The organism is Streptomyces sp. NPDC028368 (genome assembly GCF_055565615.1).
On the sequence record NZ_JBVHTY010000005.1, the window covers coordinates 123,278 to 148,056 of the forward strand.

Genomic DNA, 24,779 nt, shown 5'->3' on the forward strand with positions numbered 1-24,779 from the left:
GCCAACAACCCACCCGCCACCGGACCACCGGACGACGACCGACCGCCCCGACAAGGACTGACCCTCGTGAACGCGCCCTTCCGCATCTGCTTCGTCTGCACCGGCAACATATGCCGCTCGCCGATGGCCGAGTCCGTCTTCCGCTCCCGTATCGCGGAGGAAGGGCTCGACGGCCTGGTCGAGGTCGACAGTGCGGGTACCGGCGGCTGGCACGAGGGCGACGGAGCCGACCCGCGCACGGTCGCCGTACTGCGCGCGGGCGGCTATGACCCCGCCCACTCCGCCCGGCAGTTCCACGCCGCCTGGTTCGCCGACCGCGATCTGGTCATCGCGCTCGACTCCGGCCATCTGCGCGAGCTGCGCCGGCTGGCCCCCACCGCACAGGACGCCGCCAAGGTCCGTCTGCTGCGCTCGTACGCGGCCGACGCGACGCCCCTGGGGGAATTCGGCCTCGATGTGCCGGACCCGTACTACGGCGGATTCGAGGGCTTCGAGGAATGCCTGGAGATGGTCGAGACGGCAAGCGACGGCCTCCTGGAGGCGGTCCGCACCGCCGTCACCACCAGCACACCGGACACATCATTCCCGGCCGGCACCGCCTCGGGCACGAAGGAGAACGCATGACGAGCGACGGCACGCGCGTCGTACGCGCCGGGCTTCCGGAGCCCGCGGCATACGAACCGTCCCTCCCCGGGCCGGTCTTCGCGGCCCACTACCACCTCCCCGGCGATGCCGTCGGCCCCTATACCTACGGCCGCGACGCCAACCCCACCTGGTCCCGCCTGGAACAGGCCATCGGCGAGCTCGAATCACCGGAGGAGCCCGCGCACACGGTCACCTTCGCCTCCGGCATGGCGGCGATCACCGCCGTGCTCTTCTCCCAACTGCGCACCGGTGACGCGGTGGTACTGCCCAACGACGGCTACCAGCTGCTGCCGGCCGTCCGCAGCCGCCTGGAGAGCTACGGCATCGAGGTCCGCACCGCGCCGACCGCCCGGGACGGGCAGCTCGCCGTGCTGGACGGCGCCCGGCTGCTGTGGATCGAAACACCCTCCAACCCCGGCCTCGACGTCTGCGACATCCGCCGGCTGGCCGACGCCGCGCACGCCCACGGCGCTCTGGTAGCGGTCGACAACACCCTCGCCACCCCGCTCGGCCAGCGTCCGCTGGACCTCGGCGCCGACTTCTCGGTCGCCAGCGGCACCAAGGCGCTGACCGGCCACGGCGACGTTCTGCTCGGGTACGCCAGCACCCGCGACGCCGCGCTGGCCGATGCCGTACGGCTGTGGCGCAAGACGGTCGGCGCGATCCCCGGCCCGATGGAGAGCTGGCTCGCCCACCGCTCGCTCGCCACCCTCGCGCTGCGCGTCCGCCAGCAGGCGGCCGGCGCGCTGGCGCTCGCCGAGGCGCTGGCCGACCGCCCCGAGATCACCGGCCTGCGTCACCCCGGCCTGCCCTCCGACCCGTCCCACAAGATCGCCGTGGCACAGATGCGCCCCGGCCGCTTCGGGTCCGTGGTCTCCTTCACGCTGCCCGACAAGGCGCATGCGGAGCGGTTCCTGGCCGCGCTGACCTTGGTGGACGATGCGACGAGCTTCGGCGGCGTACGCTCCACCGCCGAGCGGCGCGCCCGCTGGGGCGGCGACGACGTGCCCGAGGGGTTCATCCGCTTCTCGGTCGGCATCGAGGAGCCGGAGGATCTGGTCGCCGACGTCGCACGGGCGCTGGACTCGGCGCGGCGCCGAAGCTGAACCACACAGAACTGGCCGGCAGGGTATCCCCCCTCGTCACCCTGCCGGCCGCGCGGTTTCACGTGAAACCAACCGCTTCAACAAGGCTAGTTGACTGAGCGTCAGTGTCCAATCACGCTAGCGACACAGCCCTATCGACAAATTTATAGTTGGCCCGCGACCAGGCTTCCGAGGGGCGCAGGAGGTACGCGATGGATCTGGCTCTGCTGCGTACCTTCGTGACGGTGCACCGGGCCGGTTCCCTCACCCGCGCCGCGGCGCTGCTCGGCCTCTCCCAGCCCGCCGTGACCAGCCAGATCCGGGCGCTGGAACGGCAGTTGGGCCGACCGCTGTTCCTCCGTAATGCCCGTGGCGTCACCGCCACCACCATCGGCGACGAACTCGCCCACAAGGTGGCCCCGCACCTCGACGCACTCACCGAGATCACCGAGGCCGGCCTGGACGCGGATTCCGTCACCCGCACCCTGCATCTCGCGGGGCCCCCGGAGTTCACCGCCGAGCGCGCACTGCCCGCGCTGACCCCGCTCATCGCCCAGGGCCTGTCCATACGCGCCGCCTTCGGCCCCGCGGAGGAACTGCTGACCGGTCTCGCCGCCGGCCACCACGATCTGGCCGTCACCACCGTCCGGCCGCGCGGCGGACTGCTGACCTCTACGCCGCTGTGCGACGAGGAACATGTGCTGATCGCCGCGCCGAGGTGGGCGGCCCGGCTCGGCGGCCCGGCGGTCGTCCAGGCCAGGGGCGTCCACGCCCTGGAACCCGTACCGCTCGTCGAGGTCCACGAGACCCTCCCGCTGATCACCCGCTACTGGTCGGCGGTCTTCGATGCCAAGCCCGGCGCCGCGGCCGCCGTGATTGCCGCCGACCTCCGCGCAGTGCTGGGCTGCGTCGCGGCAGGCGCGGGCCTCGCCGTACTGCCTCGTTATCTGTGTGCCGATGCCCTGGACAGCGGCGAGGTCGTCGCCCTCCTCGACCCGCCGGTGCCCCCGCTGCGCACGTATTTCCTGGCCGTACGGACCGGAACGCTCGGCCTGCCGCATATCGCACGGGCGCATGAGTGGCTGCTGCGGACGGCGGTGGGCTGGTGAGCGGGGGCGGGGGCGGGGGAGCTCCCGGGGCGGCGCCCGCGGGCGGGTCCGGCGCCGTGTCGTAGCAGGTGGGTTTCACCGGCCCATGACTGCGGCATCTGTCCCCTATGAGCGTACGGCCAGTCGTCAAACGCACCGCCCGCGCGATCCTGCTCGACGGCGCGGATCTCCTTCTGATCAAGCGCACCAAGCCGGGCCGGTCCCCGTACTGGATCACTCCGGGCGGCGGCGTGGAGCCCGAGGACGCGACCGTCATCGACGCCCTCCACCGTGAGCTGGACGAAGAGCTGGGCGCGAAGATCAAGGACGTGGTGCCGGTCTTCGTCGACACCGTCGAGCACTTCAGCGACGGCGGGGTGGACGGTGTGAAGGTGCAGCACTTCTTCGTCTGCCGGCTGGACTCGATGGATCTCTCGCGCCGGCACGGCCCCGAGGTCGAGGAGCCGTGCGGGGACTACGAGATCGTGCGGGTGCCCTTCACCCGCGTCGGGATCGCCTCCGTCGAGGTCGTACCGCTGTCGCTGCGGCACTATCTCGACGGCAACATCGAGGGCGTACGGGCGATGCACGCACCGGACCTCGGCTGAGGCCGGCGCGTCACCAACGGCAGACCGGAGGCGGAACGGCTGCGCGCCGAAAGGCCGCACGCCTCAGGCGAACCACCCGCGGAACTCCGGATCGTCCTCCACGGACCGCCGCGGCTGCGCGCGTGCCAGCACCCGCTCGACCCGGTCGAGGAACTCCCCGTTCAGCTCCTCCGCGAAGGTGGGCTGCGGGGGCGGGGCCGGCCGGCTGTAGGTGTCCTCGTGCAGCCCGCCCCGCAGATGCTCGTTCTTGTGCTCCGGGCGCTGGAAGGGCAGGCGCTCCGCCGACTCGGCCGCGGCGCCGAAGAAGTCGCCGCCCTTGCGCTTGAAGTCGTCCGTGCCCCACGCCCGCGCCCCGCGCGCCTGCGCCGGGACCTTCTGCAGATGCGGAATGTGCTTGGCGCAGTGGATGTACGCCTCTTCGACCTCGACGGTCACCCACAGCTGCGCACGCCGCCCGGGTATCGGGTCGGCCGGCAGATCGGGGCGGGCGGCCCGCATCTCCTCGTCCAGCACCACCCGTGCCCGGCCGTTGATGTGCAGCCCGATGCGGTCGCGGGTGAAGTCGATCATCAAGATGCCCAGCCGCGGGTTCTCCGAGATGTTGCCGATGGACGCCATGACACCGTTGCCCCGGTATTCCGGGTAGGCCAGCGTGCCCTCGTCCAGCACCTGGACGAAGCCGGGCGGCCCGGCGCGGAAGGTGGAGTCACATTCGCCGTGCCGGTCGGCCGTGGCCAGGAAGAACATCTCCTGCCGGGCCACGAACTCCCGCATCCGACCGTTGAGGTGGTCCAGGACCTGGTCCCCGTAGAACCGGTCGGCACGCTCGGTCGTGCCGAGTCTCTGCTGCACCAGGTGCTCGCCGTCGCTCCCGGGGCGGTGCCCGCGCATGCCCCGTTCCTCCGCCGTCCGGCCGTATTCGCCCTGTGTTGCCACGATCTCAATCTCCTGCCGAGACCAGCTCTTCTATGGAGTCATGCCGGATGCGTTCGGACGGGATGCCGACCCCCACCAACGCGTCCACGCCGCTGCGGATCAGTCCGGGCGGACCCGAGAGATAGGCGTCATATTCCCGGAATGGGCCGTATTGGCGTACGGCGTCCGGGAGTTGGCCGGTGACGCCGCCGGCCACGCCCGGCACCGACCCGGTGGCGACCACCGGGCGGACCGAGAGCCAGGGGTAGCTCTGCTCCAGGCGCAGCATGGTGTCGATGTCGTAGAGATCGCGATCGCTGCGGGCGCCGTAGAAGACCTCGACGGGGCGCCGGGTGCCGTGCTGTGCGACGTCCTCGACCAGCGCCTTGATGGGCGCGATGCCGGTGCCGCCGCCGACGCACAGCAGGCCGTTGTTGGTGGCGTGGTCGACGGTCATCGAGCCGACCGGGGCGCCGAGGCGGATGACATCACCGGGGCGGGCGCGGTGCACCATCGCGTTGGAGACCCAGCCCGCCGGGACCGCCTTCACATGGAAGGAGAGAAGGCCGTCCGAGCGGGGCGCCGACGCGAAGGAGTAGTGCCGCCAGACCCGCGGCCACCAGGGGGTTTCCAGGCTGGTGTACTGCCCGGCGAGGAACGGGTAGGGCTGGTCGGGGCGGACCGTCACCACCGCGATGTCCGGCGTCCGCAGCTCGTGCGAGACGACCTCGGCCTGCCACCACGCGGGGGCGACCGACTCGTTCTCGGCGGCCGCGTCGATCATGATCTGCGAGATGGCGGTGTACGCGCGCACCCACGCGGCCTCGGTCTCCTGGCTCCAGCTGGATGTCGCGTACCGCGAGAGCGCGTTGAGCAGGCATTCGCCGACCGCGGGGTAGTGGTCGGGCAGGGTGCCGTATTTACGGTGGCCGCGGCCGAGGTGGGAGAGGTACTCGGTGAGCACACCGGCGTCGTCGACATGCTTGGCGGCGGTGAGCAGCGCCTTGAACAGCCGGTCGCGCTGAGTGTCCATCGAAGCGGGGAACAGCGCCCTCAGGTCGGGGTGCTGTACGAAGAGCAGCGCGTAGAAGTACGAGGTCACCTTGTCGGCGACCGGCTCGATCTCCGCCATGGTGCGACGGATGAGGATCGCGTCGGGGGAGGCGGGAGGTTCGGTGGAGGCGGCCGCTTCCACCGCCTCCAGGGAAGGCTCCGCGGCTGCGGGGCGGTGTGCGGTGGGCCGGCGTTCGGGGCCGCGCTCCGGGGGAGTGAAGACGGAGCGGGGGGCGGGCGCGGCGGCCGGTTCCGTGGCGGGCGTGTGGCCGCCGGCGGCTCGTGTGGCGTGTACCGACTCGTGTACGGGCTCGGGCTCCCGGTACGGGTGGGGCTCCCGGTGCAGCGGCGACTCACGGAACTGCTGGGAATCCCGTAGCTGCTGCGGCTCCTGCCGCGGCTCCGGAACGCGCTCACGCTCGGCTGCGGTGCCTACCGGCCTGATCGGATTGACCGGCCGGCTGGGTATCCGGCCGTCCTGCTCCTCCTGGCCACGGGCATCATCCTGATCACCGTGACCCGGGCTGTTCTGACCGTCCTGGCTATCGGGCCGGTCCGACTGCTCTTCGGGGGACTTCTTCGACGGCGGAGTGAACCAACCCCAATTGCCACGGCTGCCGCCAGAAGAGCCGCTATCGGCCGATGTGGTGGTCGGAGCGTCCATGGTCTGCCTCGCCTCGAACGTCTTTCGGTTGTCTTCGCACTTCCGTTGATCGGAACTGCCCGGAATTCCCCCGCCCTGCCCCGGAATTCTTAATCGACTCAAGCTACTCCGGCAACACCCTCCAAAACAGACAAACTCCTCTTCCCCGGAGCAATCAGCGCGGATGCCGACTCAGCAGCATGCCACTCCGGCTCAGCACAACGGACAAATAGCCGGAAGTTCGGTCGCCATGAGCCGCTTCGCCGGTAGGCTGGTGGGCTTACGTGCCCCTCGCGCGCCCACGGAAGCCCTGACCCCCGCCGAGCCGGACTCGACCATACCGGCACTGGTTGAAACCACAAGCCCTGATCTGGGAACACTCAGCGCGCCCCCTTCGATAACAGTGACACTCCCCACAGAGTGCATTTTCCGTACATACCATGGACGAAAGCCGCCGTAGAAAGCTCCGAATTACTGGCCAGTACGCACCAGTTCGTATGCCTCGCGCAGATCACGCCCCACATACGTATATGAGGCGCCGTCACTGACATGGTGGTCCGCATTTACGGCCACCGATGCCGGAACCATCGCGAACAGGTCGGTGTCCGACACCGAGTCGCCGTACGCCACGCAGTCCGCGCGGGTCAGCCCGTACTGCACACAGAGTTCATCTGCGATCCGTACCTTCGCCGCCGACGTGAGGATGCCGGCCGGCTCCACCTGCTGCCGGATCGGCACCGCGGGCCAGCGCGAGCCGCGGGCCGCATCTGCGCCCCACGTCAGCAGCCGCTCGACGAAGAAGTCCGGCGACAGGGAAATCACCGCGCACCGTTCGCCACGTGAACGGATGTCCGCCCAGACCTCCCGGATCCCGGACAGCCAGGGCGCGTTGTCGAATGCCGCCGCAAGGTGCAGCTCGGTCAGTTCGGCGGCCCACAGATCGGCCGCCAGTTGCGCGAACCGCGCCGACGTCAGCTCGCCCGCCACGAATCCGCGCTCCAACTCGGCGATCTCCCGGTCCAGCCCGAGCTGCCGGGAGATCTCGACGGCGGCCGCCGACCCGTACAGCAGGGTCCCGTCCATATCGAACAGATGGAGCTTCGTCATGCGTCGGAGGGTACTCATCGCCCTCCGGGCGGGTTCAGCGCGGATCGCCGCGTACTCACCGCCGCGTACGCGGGAATACTCCCGCCGTCAGATGTACGGCGCGGCCCCGCCCGCCACCGTGGAAGGCATGCCACAGCTCAGCCGCCCGGCACGCCGGGCCGTCCTCGTCGTCCATGTCGCCGTCTCCGTCGGCTGGCTCGGGCTCACGCTCGGGCTGCTCGCCCTGAGCCTCACCGGCTACACCACCGCCTCCCCCGGCACGGCGGCGGCCGCCTACCGCGCCATGAAGATCTTCGGCGACTGGCTGGTTCTTCCGGTGGCGCTGATTGCCCTGGTCAGCGGCCTGGTCCTGGCTCTCGGTACGCCATGGGGACTGGCCCGGCACCGCTGGGTGTACACCAAGTTCTGGCTGACCCTCATCACGGTGCTGCTGTCGGTCTTCTCCCTCCGGCCGGGCATCAACCACCTTGCGGCGCAGGCCGCCGCGGGCACCCCGACGCCCGACATCAGCCTCGTCGTCGCCCCGGCGGTCGCCACGGCCACGTACTTCTTCATCACCGCGGTCTCCGTGCTCAAGCCCTGGGGGCCGACCCAACGCGGCAGCCGACTGCGTCGCCGGGCACAGTCGGCCTAGCCGGCGGGCGCAGTCCGTCCGGCCGCCGGGCGCAGTCGGCCCGGTGGAGCCTCACCGCCCTCAGGCGAGCTCCGCCTCCGCCGTCGCCGCGATGGCGATCCGGTGGTCCTGCTCCGGGGCGCCGCCGCCGAAGCCGATCGCGCCGATCAGCCGGCCGTCGCGGTGGAGCGGCACCCCGCCCGCGATGAAGAGCAGCGGCCGGTCCAGCGCGGTGGGCAGCGTGTGGAACAGCCCGTCGGGTCGTACGAGATCGACGAGGTCGGCGGTCGGCGTGTCCAGCTGGAGCGCGGTGTAGGCCTTGCGGGTGCTGGTCTCGCCGGAGATCAGCACGGCCGCGTCATCCCGCCGGAAGCCGAGGAGGTGACCGCCCGCGTCCAGCACGGTGACGCTGCCTCGTACGCCGAGGCTGTCGGCGGCCCGTATGGCGGCCTCGATGAGCACATCGGCATCGCGGGTGGTGAGGGGGCGGACGGTGGGGGTGGTGGTGCTCATGGGGTGTGCTCCTTGAGGGGGTGATGCGTGGTGCGGTGGGGAGTGATGGGCTATGGGGTGGTTCAGATGGAATGCGTCGGTTACGCGGCCTGGTTGGCCACCGGCTGGTCAGACACCGACCGGTCGGCCTCCGAGGAGGGCCCGCCGCCGGCCACCACTTGGCCGCGGCCTCCCGTACGCCGCTCCAGCGCGGAGGCGAGGACCGCCACACCGATCGCCCCGACGGTCATCAGCGCGCCGACCCAGTTGGGCGCGGTGAAGCCGAGTCCGGCCGAGATGACGATCCCGCCGAGCCAAGAGGCCAGCGCGTTGCCGAAGTTGAAGGCGGCGATGTTGCCCGCGGAGGCGAGGGTGGGTGCCGAGGCGGCCTGGTCCATCACCCGCTTCTGCAGCGGCGGCACGGTCGCGAAGCCGAAGAAGCCGATCAGCGCGATGGTGATGGTGGCGCCGGCCTTGTCGTGCGCGGTGAAGGTGAACGCGGCCAGCACCAGCGCCAGACCGGTCAGCGCCACGTACAGCATCGGCATCATGGCGCGGTCGGTGAACCGCCCGGAGACCAGGTTTCCGCCGACCATGCCGAGGCCGAAGACGGCCGTCAGCCAGATGACGGAGGACGGGGCGAAGCCGGTGACCTCGGTCATCATCGAGGCGAGGTAGGTGACGGCCGCGAAGACGCCGCCGAAGCCGAGGACCGTCATCAGCATCGCGAGGCCGACCTGCGGGTTACGGAAGACCGCGAGCTCGCTGCCGATGCGCGAGGCCGCCTTCGCCGAGTGCGCGGGGACGAGCTTGACGACGCCCAGCAGGGCAAGCACACCGAGTGCGGCGATGGCGTAGAACGTCGTCCGCCAGTCGAACTGCTGGCTGAGCATGGTGCCCGCGGGTACGCCCACGACGTTGGCGACGGTCAGGCCGCTGAACATCATCGAGAGGGCGGCGGCGCGCTTGTGCGGGGCGACGAGGTCGGCGGCCACCAGGGCGCCGATGCCGAAGAACGCGCCGTGCGTGAACGAGGCGACGATCCGCCCGGCCAGCATGAGCCCGAAGTTCGGCGCGAGGCCCGTGAGCAGGTTGCCCACGATGAACAGGCCCATCAGCAGCGTCAGCATCTGCTTGCGCGTGAATCGCGTGCCGAGCGCGGTCATCAGCGGCGCTCCGACCACCACGCCCAGGGCGTAGAGGGTGGTCGCGTAACCGGCGAGCGGGACGGAGACACCGAATCCGGCCGCCATGTCGGGCAGCAGGCCCATGACCGCGAACTCAGTCGTTCCGATCCCGAAGGCGCCGATGGCGAGCGCCAGGAGTGCGAGAGGCATGACGGATCCCTTCAAATGTTTGCGTCCGTCCTTTACGAGCGTCCACAATAATTGCAGACGCGTGTTACTTGCAAGCGCGGGCTATTTCGAACGTGTCCTATCCTGGTTCGTACGACCCATGAGGAGGTCTTCGATGACGCAGCAGACGCACGCGACGCCGCAGGCAGCAGTCGCAGAGTCATCCGGCCGTGGGCTCGCCCAGGGCTGGTGCGCGCTTTCCGCCCTGCACGGCCGCATCGAGTCACACATCGAGCGCGCTCTCCAGGCCAAGCACGACCTCAGCGTCCGTGAGTTCTCGGTCATCAATGTGCTCAGCGAGCAGCACAGCGGACCGGGCGGCCATCTGCGGATGCACCAGGTCGCGGACGCCGTGGTCCTCAGCCAGAGCGCCACCACCCGCCTGGTCACCCGGCTCGAGGACCGCGGGCTGCTGGAGCGCTATCTGTGCCCGGACGACCGGCGCGGCATCTACACCAACGTCACGCCGGACGGCCTCGCCCTTCTGGAGGAGGCCCGGCCGACGCACGACAGCGCGCTGCGCGAGGCCCTCCAGGACGCCGCGAAGCGCCCCGAACTGGCGCCGCTGGTCACGGCCGTCGAGACGCTTGCGCCGTCGGCATAGCGCGGGCACGGACGGCCGGCGCCCGACGGGCACCGCATAAGGTCGCGCCCATGAGCGATATCGAGATACGCCGTGCGGCCGAGGCCGACCTGCCCGCCATCATCGCGATGCTGGCCGACGACCCGCTGGGCGCCGCCCGCGAATCGCCGGACGACCTGACCCCGTACCGCGCCGCATACGAGGCGATCGCCGCCGATCCCCAGCAGCACCTGGTCGTCGCGGTGCGCGAGGGCCGTACGGTCGGCACCCTCCAGCTCACCGTCATCCCCGGCCTCTCCCGCCGCGGCGCCGCCCGCTCGCTCATCGAGGGCGTGCGGGTCCACGCCGACGAGCGGGGCAGCGGCCTGGGCACCCAGCTCATCGAGTGGTCGATCGCCGAATCCCGTGCGCTCGGCTGCGCTCTGGTGCAGCTCACCTCCGACGCGACCCGTGTCGATGCCCACCGCTTCTACGAGCGCCTCGGCTTCGAGGCCTCCCACCTGGGCTTCAAGCTTCTGCTCTGAGGCGGGGCCGCACGCTGCTGCGCCGAGGCGCGGCCCGGCACTACCGGCCGCGCCCGGCGCGCTCCCGTGCCCGCATCCGGTGCGCCTTCTGCCGACAGGCGGCACCGCAGTAGCGCGCGGGCCGGCCGGTGCGGGCCACTGCGACCGGCCCGTCACACACCTCGCACCGTGTTTCGTTACGCCCAGCGGCCACTGACGGCAGTTTCGTTACGGTACGGCTCGCCCGCAGCCCGTCACACATCAGCGCCGTCATCCGGCCCGGCGCGCCCGCCGCACCGCCCGCACCGGAGCGCCGTCGCTCCATCGACATACACCCGATCAACACCGCACGGACATCGCCCAACTCGACGTCCTGCCGTACGGCGCCCGCCTGTTGAGCCCGTTGCAGGAGGACATCCAGGGCCTGCGCGAAGTCCCCCTCGGGCCCCGGCGGCATACCGGCACCCGCCTCACCCGCCGCCTCCAGCGCATCGCAGAGCGCTTTGTTCTGTGCGGCGAGCCGCACCACCGATCCCAGGAAGCGGAAGAACACCCCGCCCGGGTCCTCGGCATCGGCCAAGTCCCTTGCCGTATCGGTGAACAGCTGCATCCGGTCCACGATCGACGCCCTGAACAGAGCTTCCTTGGACGGGAAATGGCGGTACACGGTCCCCGCGCCCACTCCGGCGCGACGCGCGATCTCGCCGAGCGGGACCCCCAACCCCTGTTCCTCGAAGGCGGATCGGGCCGCCTGCAGCACCAGCGCACGATTGCGCCGCGCATCCGCACGAGAGGGAGCCGACCCGCCGTCCGTCATCCGCACGCCTCCTCAGACCGCCCGGCACCACCGCCGAGCCCGCCCGGAATTCAACCGGGCCGTTCATTCCGATTCTATGAGGGGGCTGAAAAGGGGGTGCCGAGGGCCGCGCCGGGGCGGGCTGGGGTGGGGTGGGGTGGGCTGGGGCGGCGGGCTGGGCTGGGCGGGCGAGCCGGGCGAGCCGGGCGGACCGCGGTGGCGCGCTCAGACAAAGGGGCCCTGTTTCACGTGAAACGCTCGGTTTCACGTGAAACAGGGCCCCACCCCGCGGCCTCCGCCGGCCCCGGGCCAACGTCAGCGATGAACTAGCTCATCAGTGCGCGGCAACAACCTCGTCCCACGCCGCGCCCGCCGAACCGGCCGACGCAGCCTCGTCCGTGTCCACGCCCAGCGCCCGCAGGCCGGCGGCCAGCGCCGCGAGCGAGTCCAGGACCACGCCACGGTCCGCGGCGCGGCCGTAGTGGTTCACCCGGATCATTTCCTTGGCCAGCGCACCCGCGGCGGCCTGCACCGGCACCGAGCCATCGGCGGCGAACGCGGCGGACACCACCTCGCGGGCATCCAGCCCCGTCGGCGCCCGCAGCGTGGTCGCGGCCGGCGCCGCGTCCTCGTCCCGGATCACATACGGCACGAGCCCGCCCAGCGCGGCTACGCCCGCACGGACCGCCGCGGCCGCCGCACGGTGCCGCGCGATGACCGCGTCCAGCCCTTCGGCCTCGATACGGTCCACCGCCTGCTCCAGGGCAAGCATCTCCAGCTGCGCCGGAGCGTGCGGAAGAGCGGTGCGGCCGCCGTCGATCCAGCGCTCCTTCCAGTCCCGCAGCGAGAGATACGAGCGCCGCGGAGCCTGCTCATTGGCCATGATCCGCTCCCAGGCACGAGCACTGACCGACGCCACGGACACCCCGGCCGGCCCGGCCAGCGCCTTCTGCCCGCCGATCACACACAGGTCCACGCCCCACTCGTCCGTGAGCAGCGGCTCGGCACCGACTGAAGCGACCGCGTCGAGCATCAGCAGCGCCCCGTGCTCGCGCACCACGGCACCGATCTCGGCGACCGGGTTGGTGTTACCGGTCGCCGCCTCGGCGTGCACCAGACTCACGAAGTCGATCTCGGGGTGCTCCCGCAGCGCGTCCGCCACCTGCTGGGGACCCACCGCACCCGTGAACGGCGCCGTGATGGTGACGACCTCGGCGCCACAGGAACGCAGCCAGCCGCCGAAGGTCTCGCCGTACGGACCGGTGATGATGTTGAGTGCGGTGCTGCCGGGCCGTACGGCCGAGCGGATGCAGGCCTCCAGCGGCAGCAGCGCCTCGCCCTGCATCGCCACAACGTCGCAACGGGTGCCCATCAGCGCGGCGACCTTGTCCTCGATCCGCGCGAAGTGGGCTGCGGTGAGCGGCGGCAGGTCGAGCAGGTCCGGGGCGGCGGGGTTCGCGGTCGGGTCAGACACGGCAGTCACAGGGCCTTCCAGCGGTAAACGAGCCGCGCGATCCGGTGCGGCTGCTGATATCTGGCTCGACTGTACGTCCGCCCACAACACCCCCGCCGTACGGGCCCCGGCCCTCCAACCCGGCCCCGCCCTGCCGCTCAGACCCGCCAGCCCTCCTCGTCGACCCCGCCCGGCACGGGCCCTGAGGGCTCGTACGGACCGCGGGTAAAGACAAAGGTCCCCAGGTCCAGATGGCTGACCGAGCCGTCCTCCGCGCGCACCACCCGCAGCGTCTCGCCCGCGTAGTAGCCGTCCAGACCGGTCCAGCTGCCGTCCGGCTCCGGCCGGAACCGCGAGCCGCGCCCGGCCCCCGACAACGGCGACAACTCCAGCCCGCGCTCCGCCCGCAGCCGCAGTACGAACGGGCGCGCACCCCAGTACCAGGGCCCGGTCAGTGCCAGGAGTTCCCGGTCGAGCGGCCCGACCGACGGGCGCCAGGGCTCCGGAATCCGTGGCTCACGGCCGGCCACGGTCTCCAGAAGGTCGGCCGCGATCCCCGCGATCGCGGGGCCCGAGGTGCAGTTGGCCAGGGCGATCCCGGCAACGTCCTCCTCGACGTCGATCCACAGGGCCGCCAGAAATCCCGGCATGGAGCCGGTGTGCCCGGCCAGTCGGCGCCCGCCCGATGCCGCCTCACCTCCGCCTGTTCGTCGCGGGTCCGTCCGTACGAGCTGCAGCCCCAGGCCGTAACCGCCCTCCCACTCGTCCCCCTCGGGCGGCACCGCCGGGGTCCGCATCTCGGCGACGCTCGACGCGCTCAGCACCCGTTCATCGCCCCGCAGCAGGAACGCCGCCCACCGGCACAGGTCCTCCAGCGTGGACCACAGCTGGCCCGCCGGGCCCATCAGCCCGGTGTCCTGGGCCGGTTCGGGCAGCATCGCATCGGCCCACGGGTGCACCGCCCAGCCGCCCGCGTGCGGCATCTCCGGCCGCAGCGTCGTACGCGCCATGCCCAGCGGCTCCAGCACCTCGCGCCGGAGCACCTCGCCCCACGGCTCACCGCCCCGCAGCCGTTCGACGAGCGCGCCGAGCAGAGCGTAGCCGGGGTTGGAGTAGTGATGCCGTCGTCCGGCCGGGAGCCGCTGCGGCCGCTCACCGAAGAGATCGGCCGGCTCGGGCCGCAGATCGCCCGCGGTCCGCTCCCACCACGGCCCCCGCGCCTCCGCCGCCAATCCGGAACTGTGCGCCAGCAGTTGAGCGATCGACGCATCCGGCACCGGTGTCCCCTCCAGGTGCCTGCCGACCGGATCCTCCAGCCGCAGCAGCCCTTCGTCCCGCAGCCGCAGCACCATCACCGCGACAAAGGTCTTGGTGAGCGAACCGATCCGGTATTGCACATCGCCATGGGGCACCTCTCCCGGCACCGACGTCCGGGCGCCCGTCCACACCGTCCGGCCATCGCGGACGACCGCGCCCATCATCGAGGGCGCCCGCCCCTCGGCCTGCCCGACGGCGAGCCTGCGCAGCAGCGCCCGTCGTGTCTCCGGCATCAGCGCGGTATACGCCTCGCCGGTATCGACCGTCTCCGCCCGGACGGCCGCCGGCCCCGGCTCGCCCGCACGCGGCTCGGGCAGGGCGTCGGCTTCTTGCATCCCGGGGTCTTCGCCCCTGGGCTTCTGGGACTCGGGCTTCTTGGACCCGGCGGACGCGGCGATGGTCATGGCGCTCCTCAACGGCCGATGCGGTTCAGCGGCGGACTCTGCCCACCGCGGATCACCATCTCCCGGCCACCGCCCCGCACGCGAGGTCTTTCCGGGCCCGCCACCCGCGTCGTCACCGCAGCCCAGCCACCCCGATCACCGCGCCCAGCGCCCTCTGCTCGTCCTCCGGCAACCAGCGCGCCGCATGCACGGTGTGCAGCGCGGCCCGCAGCCGCATCCGGTCCTGGTCCGTGCCCAGATACCCGAGGTAGGCCGGAAGCGTCAGGCCCAGCGCTTTGAGATCGGCCCGTGCACACCACCGCGCCAGCAGCTCCCGGATGCCCCCGTCGATACCTTCCTCGATGCCCCGGGGCGCGGCGGGCTCGCTCTCCCTCCCGACATCCGACGCCTCGGTCCCCGGATCCGACGCTTCCGTCCCCGGATCCAAAGCCTCCGGCGCCGTCGCACGCAGCCCCTCCGCGATCGCGAACCGATTCCAGTCGCCGTACTGCCCCTCGGGCAGCTCACCCACCCGCTCGGCGGCCCGTACGAAGTACCCGTACGCCGGTATCGGTTGCCCCAACTCCTGGTAGGCCCGCCCCATGTTCACGTACAGCGAGGGGTAAAAACCCCGCACCCGCTCGTCCGCCACCAGGTCGGCCCGGTCCAGGCACTCCTGGTTCCAGCGGAGCGTCTCCGCGGGCGAGCTCTGGTGCCGCGCGAGGTAGTGCGCGGCGATACACGCCTCGTAGTCGTCACCGGCCGCATCCCATGCCTGCCGAAAGAGCTCATGCGCCCTGGCGGCCCGCCCCTCCGCCTCGGCCCGCATCCCCGCCACACACAGCCGCACGACAGGCAGTTCCGGATCCATCGCCTGCTTCCCCCTTCAGTCCTCGGTACGCCCCGTATGCGCAGCGGCACCGGTCCGCTCGCTCACCGGCATCACCAACGTCGTGAAACTCCCCTGGTCCGCGGACCGGACCACGACAGGACGGTCCGCCGCGGCGATCTCCAGCAGCACATCGGGCCCCACTCCTGCCTCCAGCGCGGGCACAAGTACCGCCGGGTCGAAGACGATGCGCGGCACCGACCCCCTGCACACCGCCTGCAACCGCACGGGCTCCCGCTCCCCGCCCGCCACCGCCAGCATCCGCCCGCTCCCGGGCCCCGCTTCCGCGGCGAGCGTCACCACACCGCCCCGCCCGGCAACCGCGTCCCGCAGCCCGACCCGGTCGACGACGATCCGATGCCGCACGGCCTCCAGCCCCTCCAGCATCAGCCGGTAGTCCGGAAACTCCTCGGGATCCCGGCCCTGGCCACGGATCCGTTCCTCTTCCTGCACCTGCTCCCACTCCTGTTTCTGCTCCTTCGGCTCCCACCCCCACTCCCACTCCTGCGACCCTTTCCCGCACTCCTCCGCACCGCCCCACAGCCGGACCCCCGCCCTTACCGCCCCATCCGCCGGCTCCGCCGCACACTCCACCTCGACCGTCACCTGCCGTACGGCCCACTCCGCCAGGCTGTGCGCCGCCTCCGCCGCGATCAGCACCTTGCGTGGCCCACCCTCGAAGTCCGCTGCCCGCAGCACCCGCACGGCCAGCCGATAGCGGTCCGTGGCCACCAAATGCACCTCGCCGTCGACGAGTTCGAGCAGCACACAGCCCAGTACCGGAAACTCCTCGCGCGCCGCCCCCACAGCCGCAGTGGGCGCCACCTGCCGCACCGCACCGGCGAGCTCGGCGCCATCGACCCGGGCCCGCGCCCAGTGAGGCCCCGTGCACCCCGCCACTTCCCGAAGGAAGCCCTCGGCCACCGCCTGCGCCTCGTCCGCCGTACGCCGTGTCCGTTCCAGATGCGCCCGCAGCACGCCACGCGCCGCTTCCGCCGACCCGTCCAGCACCACCGCGACATCCACCAACGGCAAGCCCGCCGCCCGCAACCGCCGCAGCCGCACGCCTCGGACCGCCTGCCCCGCGTCGTAGTACCGGTACCCCGTCACCTCGTCCACTCTGGCCGGCCGCAGTACCCCGCAGTCGTCGTAGAACCGCAACGCACTGGGCGCCAGTCCCACCCGCCGCGCGAACGCGCCGATGCCCAACAGCTCTTCCTCGTCCATGAGCGGGATTCTCGGGCCTCAACCAACCTGAAGGTCAAAGCCTTCGACTGCCGGGAAGGCGAGGAAGTGGAGGAAGTGGAGGAAGTAGGAGTTCACGGTCCGGTACGGCGTTGTCATTCGTCGTCGTTCTACTCGCGGCGTCCGGGGCGGGCAGGGCAGGCGGGGCGGAGACCATCCGGTGCCTCGTTGCGGCATCGGAGGGCATCTCGGCCAGGCCGCCATAGATCTCCTCCAGGCAACTGAGGTTGCCGCGCTGAGCCGCGCCGCCGTCAGCCGCCGGCGTCTGACGGCGTCGGGGACCACAGTCCGGCAGCGGTTCCGTCGTGCAGGTGCCGCTCGTAGGTGACGACCTTGGTGTGGATGACCTCCAGACTGGCATTGAGGTCATCGATCTTGGCTCGGACATTCCGTTCGTGCTCCCGCAGCAGCGCGAGGCGGTCGGGCTCATTGCCCGGACCGGAGCGGACGAGTTCGGCGAACTTCCTGATCGTGGCGATCGGCATACCGGAAGCGCGGAGCCGGTTGCACAGCAACAGCCAGTCCACATCCGCCTGTTCATAGATCCGCTGCCCACCACCGGACCGCGGGATCTCCTGCAGGAACAACCCCTCGCGCTCGAAGAACCGCAGCGCATGCACGCTCATCCCCGTCGCCTCGGCAACCCGCCCGATGGACAGGCCACTTGTGCCCTCGCTCATGACGGAACCGTACCTTGACCTAGCGCGCACTCTAGGTTTTAGCGTCCCGTGCATGATCACGAAGCAGCAGAAGATCGGCACCGGGTTCGGTGCTCACAGCACGGTCGATGACGTACTCGCCGACATCGACCTGGCAGGCACCACCGCCCTGGTCACCGGGGGCTACTCCGGCCTCGGCCTGGAAACCACTCGCGCTCTGGTCCGCGCGGGAGCGCATGTCATCGTTCCGGCTCGTCGGGCTTCCGCCGCGACGGAAGCCCTGCACGACATCCCCCAGGCAGAAGTCCACACGCTTGATCTGGCAGACCTGGCGAGCGTCCGTACGTTCTCCGACCGCTTCCTGGAATCCGGACGCACTCTCGACATCCTCATCAACGGCGCGGGCGTGATGGCCTGCCCCGAGACCCGCGTCGGCCCCGGCTGGGAAGCGCACTTCGCGATCAACCACCTCGGACACTTCGCGCTCGTCCACCGCCTCCGTCCGTCCTTCGCCTCGGGCGCCCGGGTCGTGGCCGTGGCCTCGTCCGGCCACTTCCTGTCCGACATCCGCTGGGACGACATCCACTTCCGTACCGGCTATGACCGCTGGCTCGCCTACGCCCAGTCCAAGACCGCCAACGCCCTGTTCGCTCGCCACCTCGACGGCATCGGCGCCGCAAGCGACCTGCACGCCTTCGCCGTACACCCCGGCAGCATCCTCACCCCGCTGCAGCGCCACATTCCCCGCGAGGAGTGGTCCGCGCACGGCTGGGTGAGCCCGGACGGCAAGCCGGCCGACGGCTTCAAGGCTCCGGCGCAAGGTGCGGCAACAGCCGTGTGGGCGGCGACATCCCCGCTGCTCGATGACCGCGGCGGGGCCTACTGCCAGGACTGCGACATCGCCGAGCCGGCCGGCACCGACGACATGCTCATCGGCGGGGTCAAGCCCTGGGCGACCGACCCCGATGCGGCATCCCGCCTCTGGGAGCTCTCGTGCGAACTCACCGGGCTGAACGCGTTCTGAGGGAATCCCGACGCGCGGCTCTGCTCTCCCGTCGCTGACCCTCGCCGACGGGCGGCGAGCCGCATGGGCCAGGTGCGGTGCCCCCGTGCCCCCGCCGGAGTGCGCCCGCGCGCCGTACCCGCCGATCACGGCCCGGTGCAGGCGCTCGGCGAACGCAACGAGACCAGCCGGGGAAGCCGAGAGCCGGATGCGTCAGGGGTTGAGCACCATCCGGAAGCGAGCGGCGCCGGAGAGCATCTTTCGGTACGCCTCGTCCACCTGGTCCAGCGGCACGATCTCGGTCACCGGCCGGATTCCGTGCAGGGCGCTGAACGCCAGCGTGTCCTGGACGTCCTGCGCGGTGCCGGCCGGGTGACCGCGGACGACCCTGCCGCTGAGGATCAGCTGAGCCGGGTTGATTCCCAGCGGTTCAGGGGCCGCGCCGATGACCACCAGCTCGCCGCGATGGGAGAGCCCGTCAAGGGTCGCCGTGACGGCGTCGGAGTTGGACGCGGTGGCCAGGACCGCCTTGGCGCCGCCGAGGGACTGCAGCGCGTCCGCGACGGGGGTGTCCGCCGTGCTGTCGATGTAGTGGTGCGCGCCGAGCTGCTTGGCGAAGTCGGCCTTGCCGGCCCCGCGGGCGATGGCCACGGTTTCGAAGCCCATCGCGGCCGCGTACTGCACCCCCAGGTGGCCGAGGCCACCGATGCCGAGTACGGCGACCAGGTCGCCCGGCCGCGCGGAACTGCGCCGCAACCCGTTGAACGTGGTCACCCCCGCGCAGGCCATGGGCGCCGCGTCGGCCGCCGCCAGCGCATCGGGGATCCGGGCCAGGGCATCCACCGGAGCGATCACCGACTCCGCGTACCCGCCGTCGTATGCCCACCCGGGGACCTTCAAGTTCTCGCACACGATGAAGTCGCCCTGGCGGCAGGGCGTGCAGTGACCGCAGCTGCCGCCGAACCAGCCCACCGCCACCCGGTCGCCCACCTGCCATCCCCAGTCATCCAGGCCCTCACCGAGCTCCTCGATGCGCCCGGCGATCTCATGCCCGGCGACCAGTGGAAACCGGACTCCAGGGAACAACGCGTCCACGAAAAAGACGTCGCTGTGGCAGATCCCGCAGGCGTCCACGGCCACCCGCACATGGCGGGGGCCCGGCCGCGGAACCTCACGCTCGACGATTTCGAAGGGGCCGCCGGCGGCGGCCACCTGCGCGACTCGGTAGGTGCTCATCTGGACTTCTCCCGGGTAAAGGGACGACGGCCCCCTCAACCAGCACACCAGCTACGGACCGGTCACGCGCGCCGAAGTGCGGAATGGCGGGGCCGGTTGCCCGAGGCCGGACCCGGGTGTTGCGCGCCATCGGGCGGCCGGACCCGGATGGCGGTGCCGAAGAGCGCTGCGGGATTTTTCATATTAATCTGCCGTAACTGTACGCAGTGGATCTGTTACGGATCGCATCCGGACAACCAATGGAGGAAAAATGCGCAAGGTTCGCAAGGCTGCTGTCGTGGCCGCCGTCCTCGCCACCGTCAGCTTCCTCGGCGCCGGCACCGCCAACGCCCACGGCGGAGGCCGCGGCGTTTGCAAGTCGCACGACCTGAACGTCGACGTCCTCGGCGAGGTCGGAATCCTCAACGGCCTCCTGGGCAACGCGCTGAACGGCGAGGGCTCCGCGGGCGGGCAGGCCACCCGCGTGGGTTCGGACATGGGGTGTGAAGGTTGGTGAGCGCCGGACAGTCGTGTAGATAGCTGAAATGGGTCTCGGTGCCCGAGCCACAGGCCGGACACCGGGACCCGTTTTTTGCGCTTCTGCGGAACCGCTGAAGCGCAGGGCCACGAAGATCGGGCCCGACATGCACCGCACCGCGCGAGCCGAGAACCCACGCCGCTGGTGGATCTCGCGGCTCGAGTCAGAGGGCACAGCCCTGACCAGCGGGTTTCTGGGCTTTCTCAGCCCATGTCCACGCGCCCCTGTCTCAGTTCCGTGGCCCTTCGGGAGCGGCCTCAGCGGTCATCCGTTCTGCCCACTCACGCTGGGGCACGGCTCGCTCGATGCGACTGACGATGTCCTTCCTGGACGCCCCGTCCAAGGTCTCCGGAAGCTTGTCGAAGGTGTCGGGAAGGACGTCGAGCAGACCCCAAATCCGTTCGCCGGTCCTGACGGTCAGCAGCAGCCGGCACCTCCACTGCGGCGACACTTCGGGTCGGTGGCTGAGCCGGTGCACGACTGTGGGGACCACGTAGTGCGTCGCCTTTGCGGCGAGGTGTTCTTGGAGCCAGTCGACCGGGAGCCGCTGGCTGAAGCCGCATGTGGCGGCCTCCTGTTGCAGGTCGAGGAGTTGGTCGGTGTCGACGGCTCGGATGGTGCGGGGAAGAGCTGGGGCCATGCCGAGATGATGCCAAGAAGCCCCCGCAGGGCCGAGAGGTCAGCCGGCCTCAGGGCGCCCCCGTCCCGGGTCTGTGCCGGCAGCTGGGCCACGGCGTCGGTCGCGCCGCCCTCCCCTCCGTGCTGTGCGGACCGCTTTCGGTCACCCCGTCAGCTGCTGCTTTCCACGCCCCGGTCGATGGGCCCGGAAGGCGGCCGGGGCTTCACCGTGCTGGAAGCTGAGGATCTCGCGGCCCTTGGCATCGGTTCCGAGCAGCCTCGGCGCGGCGTCGGAGCCGACGTCCTCCAGATGCCGCAGCAGCCGGTGCACAAACGGTGAGTGCCCGACCGGCCGCCGCACCGTGTCCCCGACACGGACGACCCCCTTCGTGATCCGGCCGCCGGTCAACGGAATCTCCAGCTCCTGTTCCATGCGCGGCAGCATAGGCACCCTGGCGGCCCGCCGACCTCACGGTCGTAGCGAAGGCCGCGTACCGACTCCGATTCGAGCCCCGGCCACCACCGCCGGGCCCGCCCGGTGATCGGCGGGTAGTCAGAGGGATGCGCCTGACGAACGCTGAGCCAGCCTCAGAACCGCGTGCTATCGGCCACCACTTGGCCATCGGAGCTGAGATGAGGACACGGAATGTGAGACCCCACAGCCGCCTGCCTCACGTCTGCGCCATATCCACAAACCGCGAGTAGTGCCCCTGGAACGCCACGGTGATCGTCGCCGTAGGACCGTTACGGTGCTTCGCCACGATCAGGTCGGCCTCGCCCGCGCGTGGGGATTCCTTCTCGTAGGCGTCCTCGCGGTGCAACAGGATCACCATGTCGGCGTCCTGCTCGATCGATCCGGATTCACGCAGGTCGGAGACCATCGGCTTCTTGTCCGTGCGCTGCTCCGGGCCACGGTTCAGCTGGGAGAGCGCGATCACCGGAAGCTCCAGTTCCTTCGCCAGCAGCTTGAGGTTTCGCGACATGTCCGAGACCTCCTGCTGACGGCTCTCGGCCCGCTTCGAACCGCCGGACTGCATCAGCTGCAGATAGTCGATGACCACCAGCTTCAGCTCATTGCGCTGCTTGAGCCGACGGCACTTGGCACGGATCTCCATCATCGAGAGGTTGGGCGAGTCGTCGATGTACAGCGGCGCGGCCGACACATCCGGCATCCGGCGGGCCAGCCGCGTCCAGTCCTCGTCCGTCATGCTGCCGGAGCGCATATGGTGCAGCGCCACCCGGGCCTCGGCGGAGAGCAGACGCATCGCGATCTCGTTGCGCCCCATTTCGAGCGAGAAGATCACGCTCGGCAGATTGCTCTTGATCGAACAGGCCCGCGCGAAGTCCAGCGCGAGGGTCGACTTACCCATGGCGGGACGGGCCGCGATCACGATCATCTGGCCCGGGTGCAGGCCGTTCGTCAGGGAATCGAGGTCGGTGAAGCCGGTGGGCACACCCGTCATCTGGCCCTGGCGCGAGCCGATCGCCTCGATCTCGTCGAGGGCGCCCTCCATGATGTCCCCGAGCGGCAGATAGTCCTCGCTGGTCCGCTGCTCGGTGACGGCGTAGATCTCCGCCTGGGCGCTGTTGACGATCTCGTCGACGTCGCCGTCCGCGGCGTATCCCATCTGCGTGATCCGGGTGCCGGCCTCGACCAGCCGGCGCAGCACGGCGCGCTCGTGGACGATCTCCGCGTAGTACTCGGCGTTGGCGGCCGTCGGCACGGACTGGACGAGGGTGTGCAGATAGGACGCGCCGCCGACCCGCCCGATCTCCCCGCGCTTGGTGAGCTCCGCCGCGATGGTGATCGGGTCGGCGGGCTCGCCCTTGGCGTACAGATCAAGGATGGCCTGGAAGACCAGCTCGTGGGCGGGGCGGTAGAAGTCGTCGCCCTTGAGGACCTCGACGACATCGGCGATGGCGTCCTTCGACAGCAGCATGCCGCCGAGCACCGACTGCTCCGCGTCCAGATCCTGCGGAGGGACCCGCTCGAAGCCGCCCGCCCAGGAACCGCCGTCATCGTCGCCGCGCTCCTGGCGGTCGCCGCGCCCGCGGCCCTTTCCCTCGCCTCGACGGGAGCGGGGCGCCGGCAGCCGGTCGCTCGGACCGGAGTCCGCCCAGGGGTCCTCCATGGGCTCGGGCATACTCACCCCGGCACCTCCTCCCGTCCGCGACGCGGACCTTGCTGTGCTCTTCTTTCTTACGGCACAGCTCTGACAATCGAGACGCCCGACTCCGGTTACGGCGCGTCGAGTTCGGACGATGTCTCAGGTCGGAACAGGCGGCGGGTGCCGGACCACGGTAGGCCCGCGGGCACCGTCCGCCAATCTGGTTATCCACAGGCCGTGTGGATGACGGGCCTCTAGCTGTGGAGAAGTCCCCAGAACCTGTGCACGACCCGGGGGAAACTACTGTGGACAAGCACACAATCAGCTCACCAACAGGCTCGTGACCTGCAGTTTTCTCATCCATAGGCTGTGGGGGAGAAAAACTTTCGCGACCTGTTCAAGATCACGGCAAACGGCGCGGAGACCGCGACTCCGCACAGCGGAAAGTAAGGATCACTCGACAGTTGCATCTCTTACCTGTGGAAGATTAGATTGCCTGCATGACACAGGCTCCCGCGACGCCACGGCGCGCCCACCGCCGCCATGACCGCGAGATCATCGCACTCGCCCTGCCGGCCTTCGGCTCACTGGTCGCGGAACCTCTCTTCGTCATGGTCGACAGCGCAGTCGTCGGCCACCTCGGCACCTCCCAGCTGGCCGGCCTCGGCGTCGCCGCCGCCCTGCTGACCACCGCGGTCTCCGTGTTCGTCTTCCTCGCGTACGCCACCACCGCCGCGGTCGCCCGCAGAGTCGGCGCCGGCGATCTCCCCGCCGCCATCCGACAGGGCATGGACGGCATCTGGCTCGCCCTCCTCCTCGGCGCCGCGGTCATCGCGGCCGTACTGCCCACCGCCCCCTGGCTCGTCGAAGCCTTCGGCGCATCCGGCACCGCCGCACCGTATGCCACGACCTACCTTCGCATCAGCGCCCTCGGCATCCCCGCGATGCTCGTCGTGCTGGCCGCCACCGGCGTACTCCGCGGCCTCCAGGACACCAAGACCCCGCTGTACGTCGCCATCGGCGGCTTCTCCGCCAACGCCGCACTCAACGCCGGCCTGGTCTACGGCGTCGGCCTGGGCATCGCGGGCTCCGCCTGGGGCACCGTCATCGCCCAGTGCGGCATGGCCGCCGCCTACCTCACCGTCGTGATCCGTGGCGCACGCCGCAACGGCGCCTCGCTCCGCCCCGACGCGACGGGGATACGGGCCTGTGCACAGGCCGGCGTCCCACTGCTGGTCCGCACCCTCTCGCTGCGCGCAGTGCTGATGATCGCCACAGCCGTCGCCGCCCGGCTCGGCGACGCCGAGATCGCCGCCCACCAGATCGTGCTCACGCTCTGGTCCCTGCTGGCGTTCGCCCTGGACGCCATAGCGATAGCCGGCCAGGCGATCATCGGGCGCTACCTCGGTGCGGGCGACCGCGACGGCGCCCAGGCCGCATGCCGCCGCATGGTGCAGTGGGGCATCGCCTCGGGCCTGGTACTCGGGGTGCTGGTCGCGCTCGCCCGGCCGCTGTTCATCCCCCTGTTCACCGCCGACCCCGCCGTCCGGGGCCCCCTGATGACCACACTCCTGGTCGTGGCGGTCACCCAGCCCATCTCCGGCATCGTCTTCATACTCGACGGCGTCCTGATGGGCGCGGGCGACGGCCGGTACCTCGCCTGGGCGATGGTCGTGACCCTGGCCCTGTTCGCGCCCGTGGCGCTGACCGTACCCGCACTCGGCGGCGCACTGGTCGCCCTGTGGTGGGCGATGGCCTTGATGATGACCGTGCGCATGCTGACGCTCTGGCTGCGCACCCGCTCGGGCCGGTGGATTGTGACCGGAGCCTCCCGCTGAACTGTCCCGTAACCCGCGAGTGGCTGT

General features: G+C 70.7%; 25 protein-coding genes. 10 read left to right on the top strand and 15 right to left on the bottom strand.

Translation table 11 applies throughout. The features are described 5' to 3' along the window. Window positions 1–123: 123 nt before the first annotated feature. The 4 genes from ACZ4S3_RS13370 (at window position 124) to ACZ4S3_RS13385 (ending at window position 3,426) form a co-directional block, all read left to right on the top strand. Window positions 124–624, top strand: coding sequence for a low molecular weight protein-tyrosine-phosphatase (locus tag ACZ4S3_RS13370; RefSeq protein ID WP_467932472.1), 501 nt, complete (start codon window positions 124–126; stop codon window positions 622–624). Beyond that, entirely contained in the window at window positions 621–1,751 is a 1,131-nt protein-coding gene (locus ACZ4S3_RS13375) for a cystathionine gamma-lyase (protein WP_467931849.1), read from the top strand. The genes ACZ4S3_RS13370 and ACZ4S3_RS13375 overlap by 4 nt, the downstream gene beginning before the upstream one ends. A gap of 191 nt (window positions 1,752–1,942) precedes the next feature. Beyond that, the gene (locus ACZ4S3_RS13380) at window positions 1,943–2,839 is read left to right on the top strand and encodes a LysR family transcriptional regulator (RefSeq protein ID WP_467931850.1); all 897 of its coding nucleotides are present in this window, start codon (window positions 1,943–1,945) and stop codon (window positions 2,837–2,839) included. Window positions 2,840–2,946: 107 nt separating this feature from the next. Continuing rightward, entirely contained in the window at window positions 2,947–3,426 is a 480-nt protein-coding gene (locus tag ACZ4S3_RS13385) for an NUDIX domain-containing protein (protein WP_467931851.1), read from the top strand. Between the two features lie 63 nt (window positions 3,427–3,489). Here ACZ4S3_RS13385 and ACZ4S3_RS13390 read toward each other — a convergent pair whose 3' ends face one another. The 3 genes from ACZ4S3_RS13390 to ACZ4S3_RS13400 form a co-directional block, all read right to left on the bottom strand. Beyond that, window positions 3,490–4,317: a pyridoxamine 5'-phosphate oxidase family protein gene (locus ACZ4S3_RS13390; RefSeq protein ID WP_467932476.1), complete on the bottom strand. Its 828-nt coding sequence runs from the start codon at window positions 4,315–4,317 to the stop codon at window positions 3,490–3,492. A gap of 49 nt (window positions 4,318–4,366) precedes the next feature. Further along, window positions 4,367–6,058, bottom strand: a complete 1,692-nt coding sequence (locus ACZ4S3_RS13395; protein ID WP_467931852.1) for a globin domain-containing protein — start codon at window positions 6,056–6,058, stop codon at window positions 4,367–4,369. 450 nt (window positions 6,059–6,508) lie between these two features. Then, window positions 6,509–7,144: an HAD family hydrolase gene (locus tag ACZ4S3_RS13400; RefSeq protein WP_467931853.1), complete on the bottom strand. Its 636-nt coding sequence runs from the start codon at window positions 7,142–7,144 to the stop codon at window positions 6,509–6,511. Window positions 7,145–7,271: 127 nt separating this feature from the next. Here ACZ4S3_RS13400 and ACZ4S3_RS13405 point away from each other — a divergent pair, with 127 nt between their 5' ends. Further along, on the top strand, window positions 7,272–7,778 hold the full coding sequence (locus tag ACZ4S3_RS13405) for a DUF2269 domain-containing protein (protein ID WP_467932480.1): 507 nt from the start codon (window positions 7,272–7,274) through the stop codon (window positions 7,776–7,778). A gap of 60 nt (window positions 7,779–7,838) precedes the next feature. Here the strand turns inward: ACZ4S3_RS13405 and ACZ4S3_RS13410 are convergent, their stop codons facing one another. Together ACZ4S3_RS13410 and ACZ4S3_RS13415 are read right to left on the bottom strand one after the other, a co-directional pair. Then, window positions 7,839–8,270, bottom strand: a complete 432-nt coding sequence (locus ACZ4S3_RS13410) for a GlcG/HbpS family heme-binding protein (protein WP_467931854.1) — start codon at window positions 8,268–8,270, stop codon at window positions 7,839–7,841. 80 nt (window positions 8,271–8,350) lie between these two features. After that, window positions 8,351–9,586 (bottom strand): MFS transporter, encoded by a 1,236-nt coding sequence (locus tag ACZ4S3_RS13415; protein ID WP_467931855.1) that lies wholly within the window; start codon window positions 9,584–9,586, stop codon window positions 8,351–8,353. Between the two features lie 133 nt (window positions 9,587–9,719). Here ACZ4S3_RS13415 and ACZ4S3_RS13420 point away from each other — a divergent pair, with 133 nt between their 5' ends. Next, window positions 9,720–10,208 carry a MarR family winged helix-turn-helix transcriptional regulator gene (locus ACZ4S3_RS13420; protein WP_467931856.1) on the top strand — a complete coding sequence of 163 codons (489 nt, stop codon included), beginning with the start codon at window positions 9,720–9,722 and terminating at the stop codon, window positions 10,206–10,208. A 50-nt stretch (window positions 10,209–10,258) separates the two neighbouring features. Then, window positions 10,259–10,711: a GNAT family N-acetyltransferase gene (locus tag ACZ4S3_RS13425; protein WP_467931857.1), complete on the top strand. Its 453-nt coding sequence runs from the start codon at window positions 10,259–10,261 to the stop codon at window positions 10,709–10,711. A 40-nt stretch (window positions 10,712–10,751) separates the two neighbouring features. On the opposite strand, the gene ACZ4S3_RS13430 is transcribed toward ACZ4S3_RS13425, so the two are convergent. The 6 genes from ACZ4S3_RS13430 to ACZ4S3_RS13455 form a co-directional block, all read right to left on the bottom strand. Beyond that, a complete protein-coding gene (locus tag ACZ4S3_RS13430) occupies window positions 10,752–11,507 on the bottom strand; it encodes a TetR/AcrR family transcriptional regulator (protein WP_467931858.1) in 756 nt (251 codons plus the stop codon). 313 nt (window positions 11,508–11,820) lie between these two features. Further along, complete coding sequence (locus tag ACZ4S3_RS13435; RefSeq protein ID WP_467931859.1) at window positions 11,821–12,960, bottom strand: pyridoxal-phosphate-dependent aminotransferase family protein; 1,140 nt, start codon at window positions 12,958–12,960, stop codon at window positions 11,821–11,823. Between the two features lie 137 nt (window positions 12,961–13,097). Further along, on the bottom strand, window positions 13,098–14,489 hold the full coding sequence (locus ACZ4S3_RS13440) for a serine hydrolase domain-containing protein (protein WP_467932486.1): 1,392 nt from the start codon (window positions 14,487–14,489) through the stop codon (window positions 13,098–13,100). 283 nt (window positions 14,490–14,772) lie between these two features. Then, on the bottom strand, window positions 14,773–15,510 hold the full coding sequence (locus tag ACZ4S3_RS13445; protein WP_467931860.1) for a hypothetical protein: 738 nt from the start codon (window positions 15,508–15,510) through the stop codon (window positions 14,773–14,775). A 15-nt stretch (window positions 15,511–15,525) separates the two neighbouring features. Continuing rightward, complete coding sequence (locus ACZ4S3_RS13450; protein WP_467931861.1) at window positions 15,526–16,755, bottom strand: MerR family transcriptional regulator; 1,230 nt, start codon at window positions 16,753–16,755, stop codon at window positions 15,526–15,528. Between the two features lie 269 nt (window positions 16,756–17,024). Then, window positions 17,025–17,453 carry a MerR family transcriptional regulator gene (locus ACZ4S3_RS13455; RefSeq protein ID WP_467931862.1) on the bottom strand — a complete coding sequence of 143 codons (429 nt, stop codon included), beginning with the start codon at window positions 17,451–17,453 and terminating at the stop codon, window positions 17,025–17,027. Window positions 17,454–17,505: 52 nt separating this feature from the next. On the opposite strand from ACZ4S3_RS13455, the gene ACZ4S3_RS13460 reads away from it, so the two are divergent. Beyond that, window positions 17,506–18,456, top strand: coding sequence for an SDR family NAD(P)-dependent oxidoreductase (locus tag ACZ4S3_RS13460; protein WP_467931863.1), 951 nt, complete (start codon window positions 17,506–17,508; stop codon window positions 18,454–18,456). Between the two features lie 192 nt (window positions 18,457–18,648). On the opposite strand, the gene ACZ4S3_RS13465 is transcribed toward ACZ4S3_RS13460, so the two are convergent. After that, entirely contained in the window at window positions 18,649–19,671 is a 1,023-nt protein-coding gene (locus ACZ4S3_RS13465; protein ID WP_467931864.1) for an alcohol dehydrogenase, read from the bottom strand. A gap of 250 nt (window positions 19,672–19,921) precedes the next feature. On the opposite strand from ACZ4S3_RS13465, the gene ACZ4S3_RS13470 reads away from it, so the two are divergent. After that, the gene (locus ACZ4S3_RS13470; protein WP_467931865.1) at window positions 19,922–20,167 is read left to right on the top strand and encodes a hypothetical protein; all 246 of its coding nucleotides are present in this window, start codon (window positions 19,922–19,924) and stop codon (window positions 20,165–20,167) included. Between the two features lie 250 nt (window positions 20,168–20,417). On the opposite strand, the gene ACZ4S3_RS13475 is transcribed toward ACZ4S3_RS13470, so the two are convergent. The 3 genes from ACZ4S3_RS13475 to dnaB form a co-directional block, all read right to left on the bottom strand. Then, window positions 20,418–20,828, bottom strand: a complete 411-nt coding sequence (locus ACZ4S3_RS13475) for a hypothetical protein (protein WP_467931866.1) — start codon at window positions 20,826–20,828, stop codon at window positions 20,418–20,420. Between the two features lie 141 nt (window positions 20,829–20,969). Next, the gene (locus ACZ4S3_RS13480; RefSeq protein ID WP_467931867.1) at window positions 20,970–21,239 is read right to left on the bottom strand and encodes a hypothetical protein; all 270 of its coding nucleotides are present in this window, start codon (window positions 21,237–21,239) and stop codon (window positions 20,970–20,972) included. A gap of 238 nt (window positions 21,240–21,477) precedes the next feature. Then, window positions 21,478–22,950, bottom strand: a complete 1,473-nt coding sequence (gene dnaB, locus ACZ4S3_RS13485; protein ID WP_467932490.1) for a replicative DNA helicase — start codon at window positions 22,948–22,950, stop codon at window positions 21,478–21,480. 464 nt (window positions 22,951–23,414) lie between these two features. Between dnaB and ACZ4S3_RS13490 the strand changes: the two genes are divergently transcribed. Continuing rightward, complete coding sequence (locus ACZ4S3_RS13490) at window positions 23,415–24,752, top strand: MATE family efflux transporter (protein ID WP_467931868.1); 1,338 nt, start codon at window positions 23,415–23,417, stop codon at window positions 24,750–24,752. Window positions 24,753–24,779 lie beyond the last annotated feature (27 nt).

Bases quoted from the DNA above. Each gene is read 5' to 3' on its own strand.
- ACZ4S3_RS13370 (WP_467932472.1), top strand. From the start codon at position 124: ATGGCCGAGTCCGTCTTCCGCTCCCGTATCGCGGAGGAAGGGCTCGAC.
- ACZ4S3_RS13375 (WP_467931849.1), top strand. From the start codon at position 621: ATGACGAGCGACGGCACGCGCGTCGTACGCGCCGGGCTTCCGGAGCCC.
- ACZ4S3_RS13380 (WP_467931850.1), top strand. From the start codon at position 1,943: ATGGATCTGGCTCTGCTGCGTACCTTCGTGACGGTGCACCGGGCCGGT.
- ACZ4S3_RS13385 (WP_467931851.1), top strand. From the start codon at position 2,947: ATGAGCGTACGGCCAGTCGTCAAACGCACCGCCCGCGCGATCCTGCTC.
- ACZ4S3_RS13390 (WP_467932476.1), bottom strand. From the start codon at position 4,317: ATGCGCGGGCACCGCCCCGGGAGCGACGGCGAGCACCTGGTGCAGCAG.
- ACZ4S3_RS13395 (WP_467931852.1), bottom strand. From the start codon at position 6,058: ATGGACGCTCCGACCACCACATCGGCCGATAGCGGCTCTTCTGGCGGC.
- ACZ4S3_RS13400 (WP_467931853.1), bottom strand. From the start codon at position 7,144: ATGACGAAGCTCCATCTGTTCGATATGGACGGGACCCTGCTGTACGGG.
- ACZ4S3_RS13405 (WP_467932480.1), top strand. From the start codon at position 7,272: ATGCCACAGCTCAGCCGCCCGGCACGCCGGGCCGTCCTCGTCGTCCAT.
- ACZ4S3_RS13410 (WP_467931854.1), bottom strand. From the start codon at position 8,270: ATGAGCACCACCACCCCCACCGTCCGCCCCCTCACCACCCGCGATGCC.
- ACZ4S3_RS13415 (WP_467931855.1), bottom strand. From the start codon at position 9,586: ATGCCTCTCGCACTCCTGGCGCTCGCCATCGGCGCCTTCGGGATCGGA.
- ACZ4S3_RS13420 (WP_467931856.1), top strand. From the start codon at position 9,720: ATGACGCAGCAGACGCACGCGACGCCGCAGGCAGCAGTCGCAGAGTCA.
- ACZ4S3_RS13425 (WP_467931857.1), top strand. From the start codon at position 10,259: ATGAGCGATATCGAGATACGCCGTGCGGCCGAGGCCGACCTGCCCGCC.
- ACZ4S3_RS13430 (WP_467931858.1), bottom strand. From the start codon at position 11,507: ATGACGGACGGCGGGTCGGCTCCCTCTCGTGCGGATGCGCGGCGCAAT.
- ACZ4S3_RS13440 (WP_467932486.1), bottom strand. From the start codon at position 14,489: ATGCCGGAGACACGACGGGCGCTGCTGCGCAGGCTCGCCGTCGGGCAG.
- ACZ4S3_RS13445 (WP_467931860.1), bottom strand. From the start codon at position 15,510: ATGGATCCGGAACTGCCTGTCGTGCGGCTGTGTGTGGCGGGGATGCGG.
- ACZ4S3_RS13450 (WP_467931861.1), bottom strand. From the start codon at position 16,755: ATGGACGAGGAAGAGCTGTTGGGCATCGGCGCGTTCGCGCGGCGGGTG.
- ACZ4S3_RS13455 (WP_467931862.1), bottom strand. From the start codon at position 17,453: ATGAGCGAGGGCACAAGTGGCCTGTCCATCGGGCGGGTTGCCGAGGCG.
- ACZ4S3_RS13460 (WP_467931863.1), top strand. From the start codon at position 17,506: ATGATCACGAAGCAGCAGAAGATCGGCACCGGGTTCGGTGCTCACAGC.
- ACZ4S3_RS13465 (WP_467931864.1), bottom strand. From the start codon at position 19,671: ATGAGCACCTACCGAGTCGCGCAGGTGGCCGCCGCCGGCGGCCCCTTC.
- ACZ4S3_RS13470 (WP_467931865.1), top strand. From the start codon at position 19,922: ATGCGCAAGGTTCGCAAGGCTGCTGTCGTGGCCGCCGTCCTCGCCACC.
- ACZ4S3_RS13475 (WP_467931866.1), bottom strand. From the start codon at position 20,828: ATGGCCCCAGCTCTTCCCCGCACCATCCGAGCCGTCGACACCGACCAA.
- ACZ4S3_RS13480 (WP_467931867.1), bottom strand. From the start codon at position 21,239: ATGGAACAGGAGCTGGAGATTCCGTTGACCGGCGGCCGGATCACGAAG.
- dnaB (WP_467932490.1), bottom strand. From the start codon at position 22,950: ATGCCCGAGCCCATGGAGGACCCCTGGGCGGACTCCGGTCCGAGCGAC.
- ACZ4S3_RS13490 (WP_467931868.1), top strand. From the start codon at position 23,415: ATGACACAGGCTCCCGCGACGCCACGGCGCGCCCACCGCCGCCATGAC.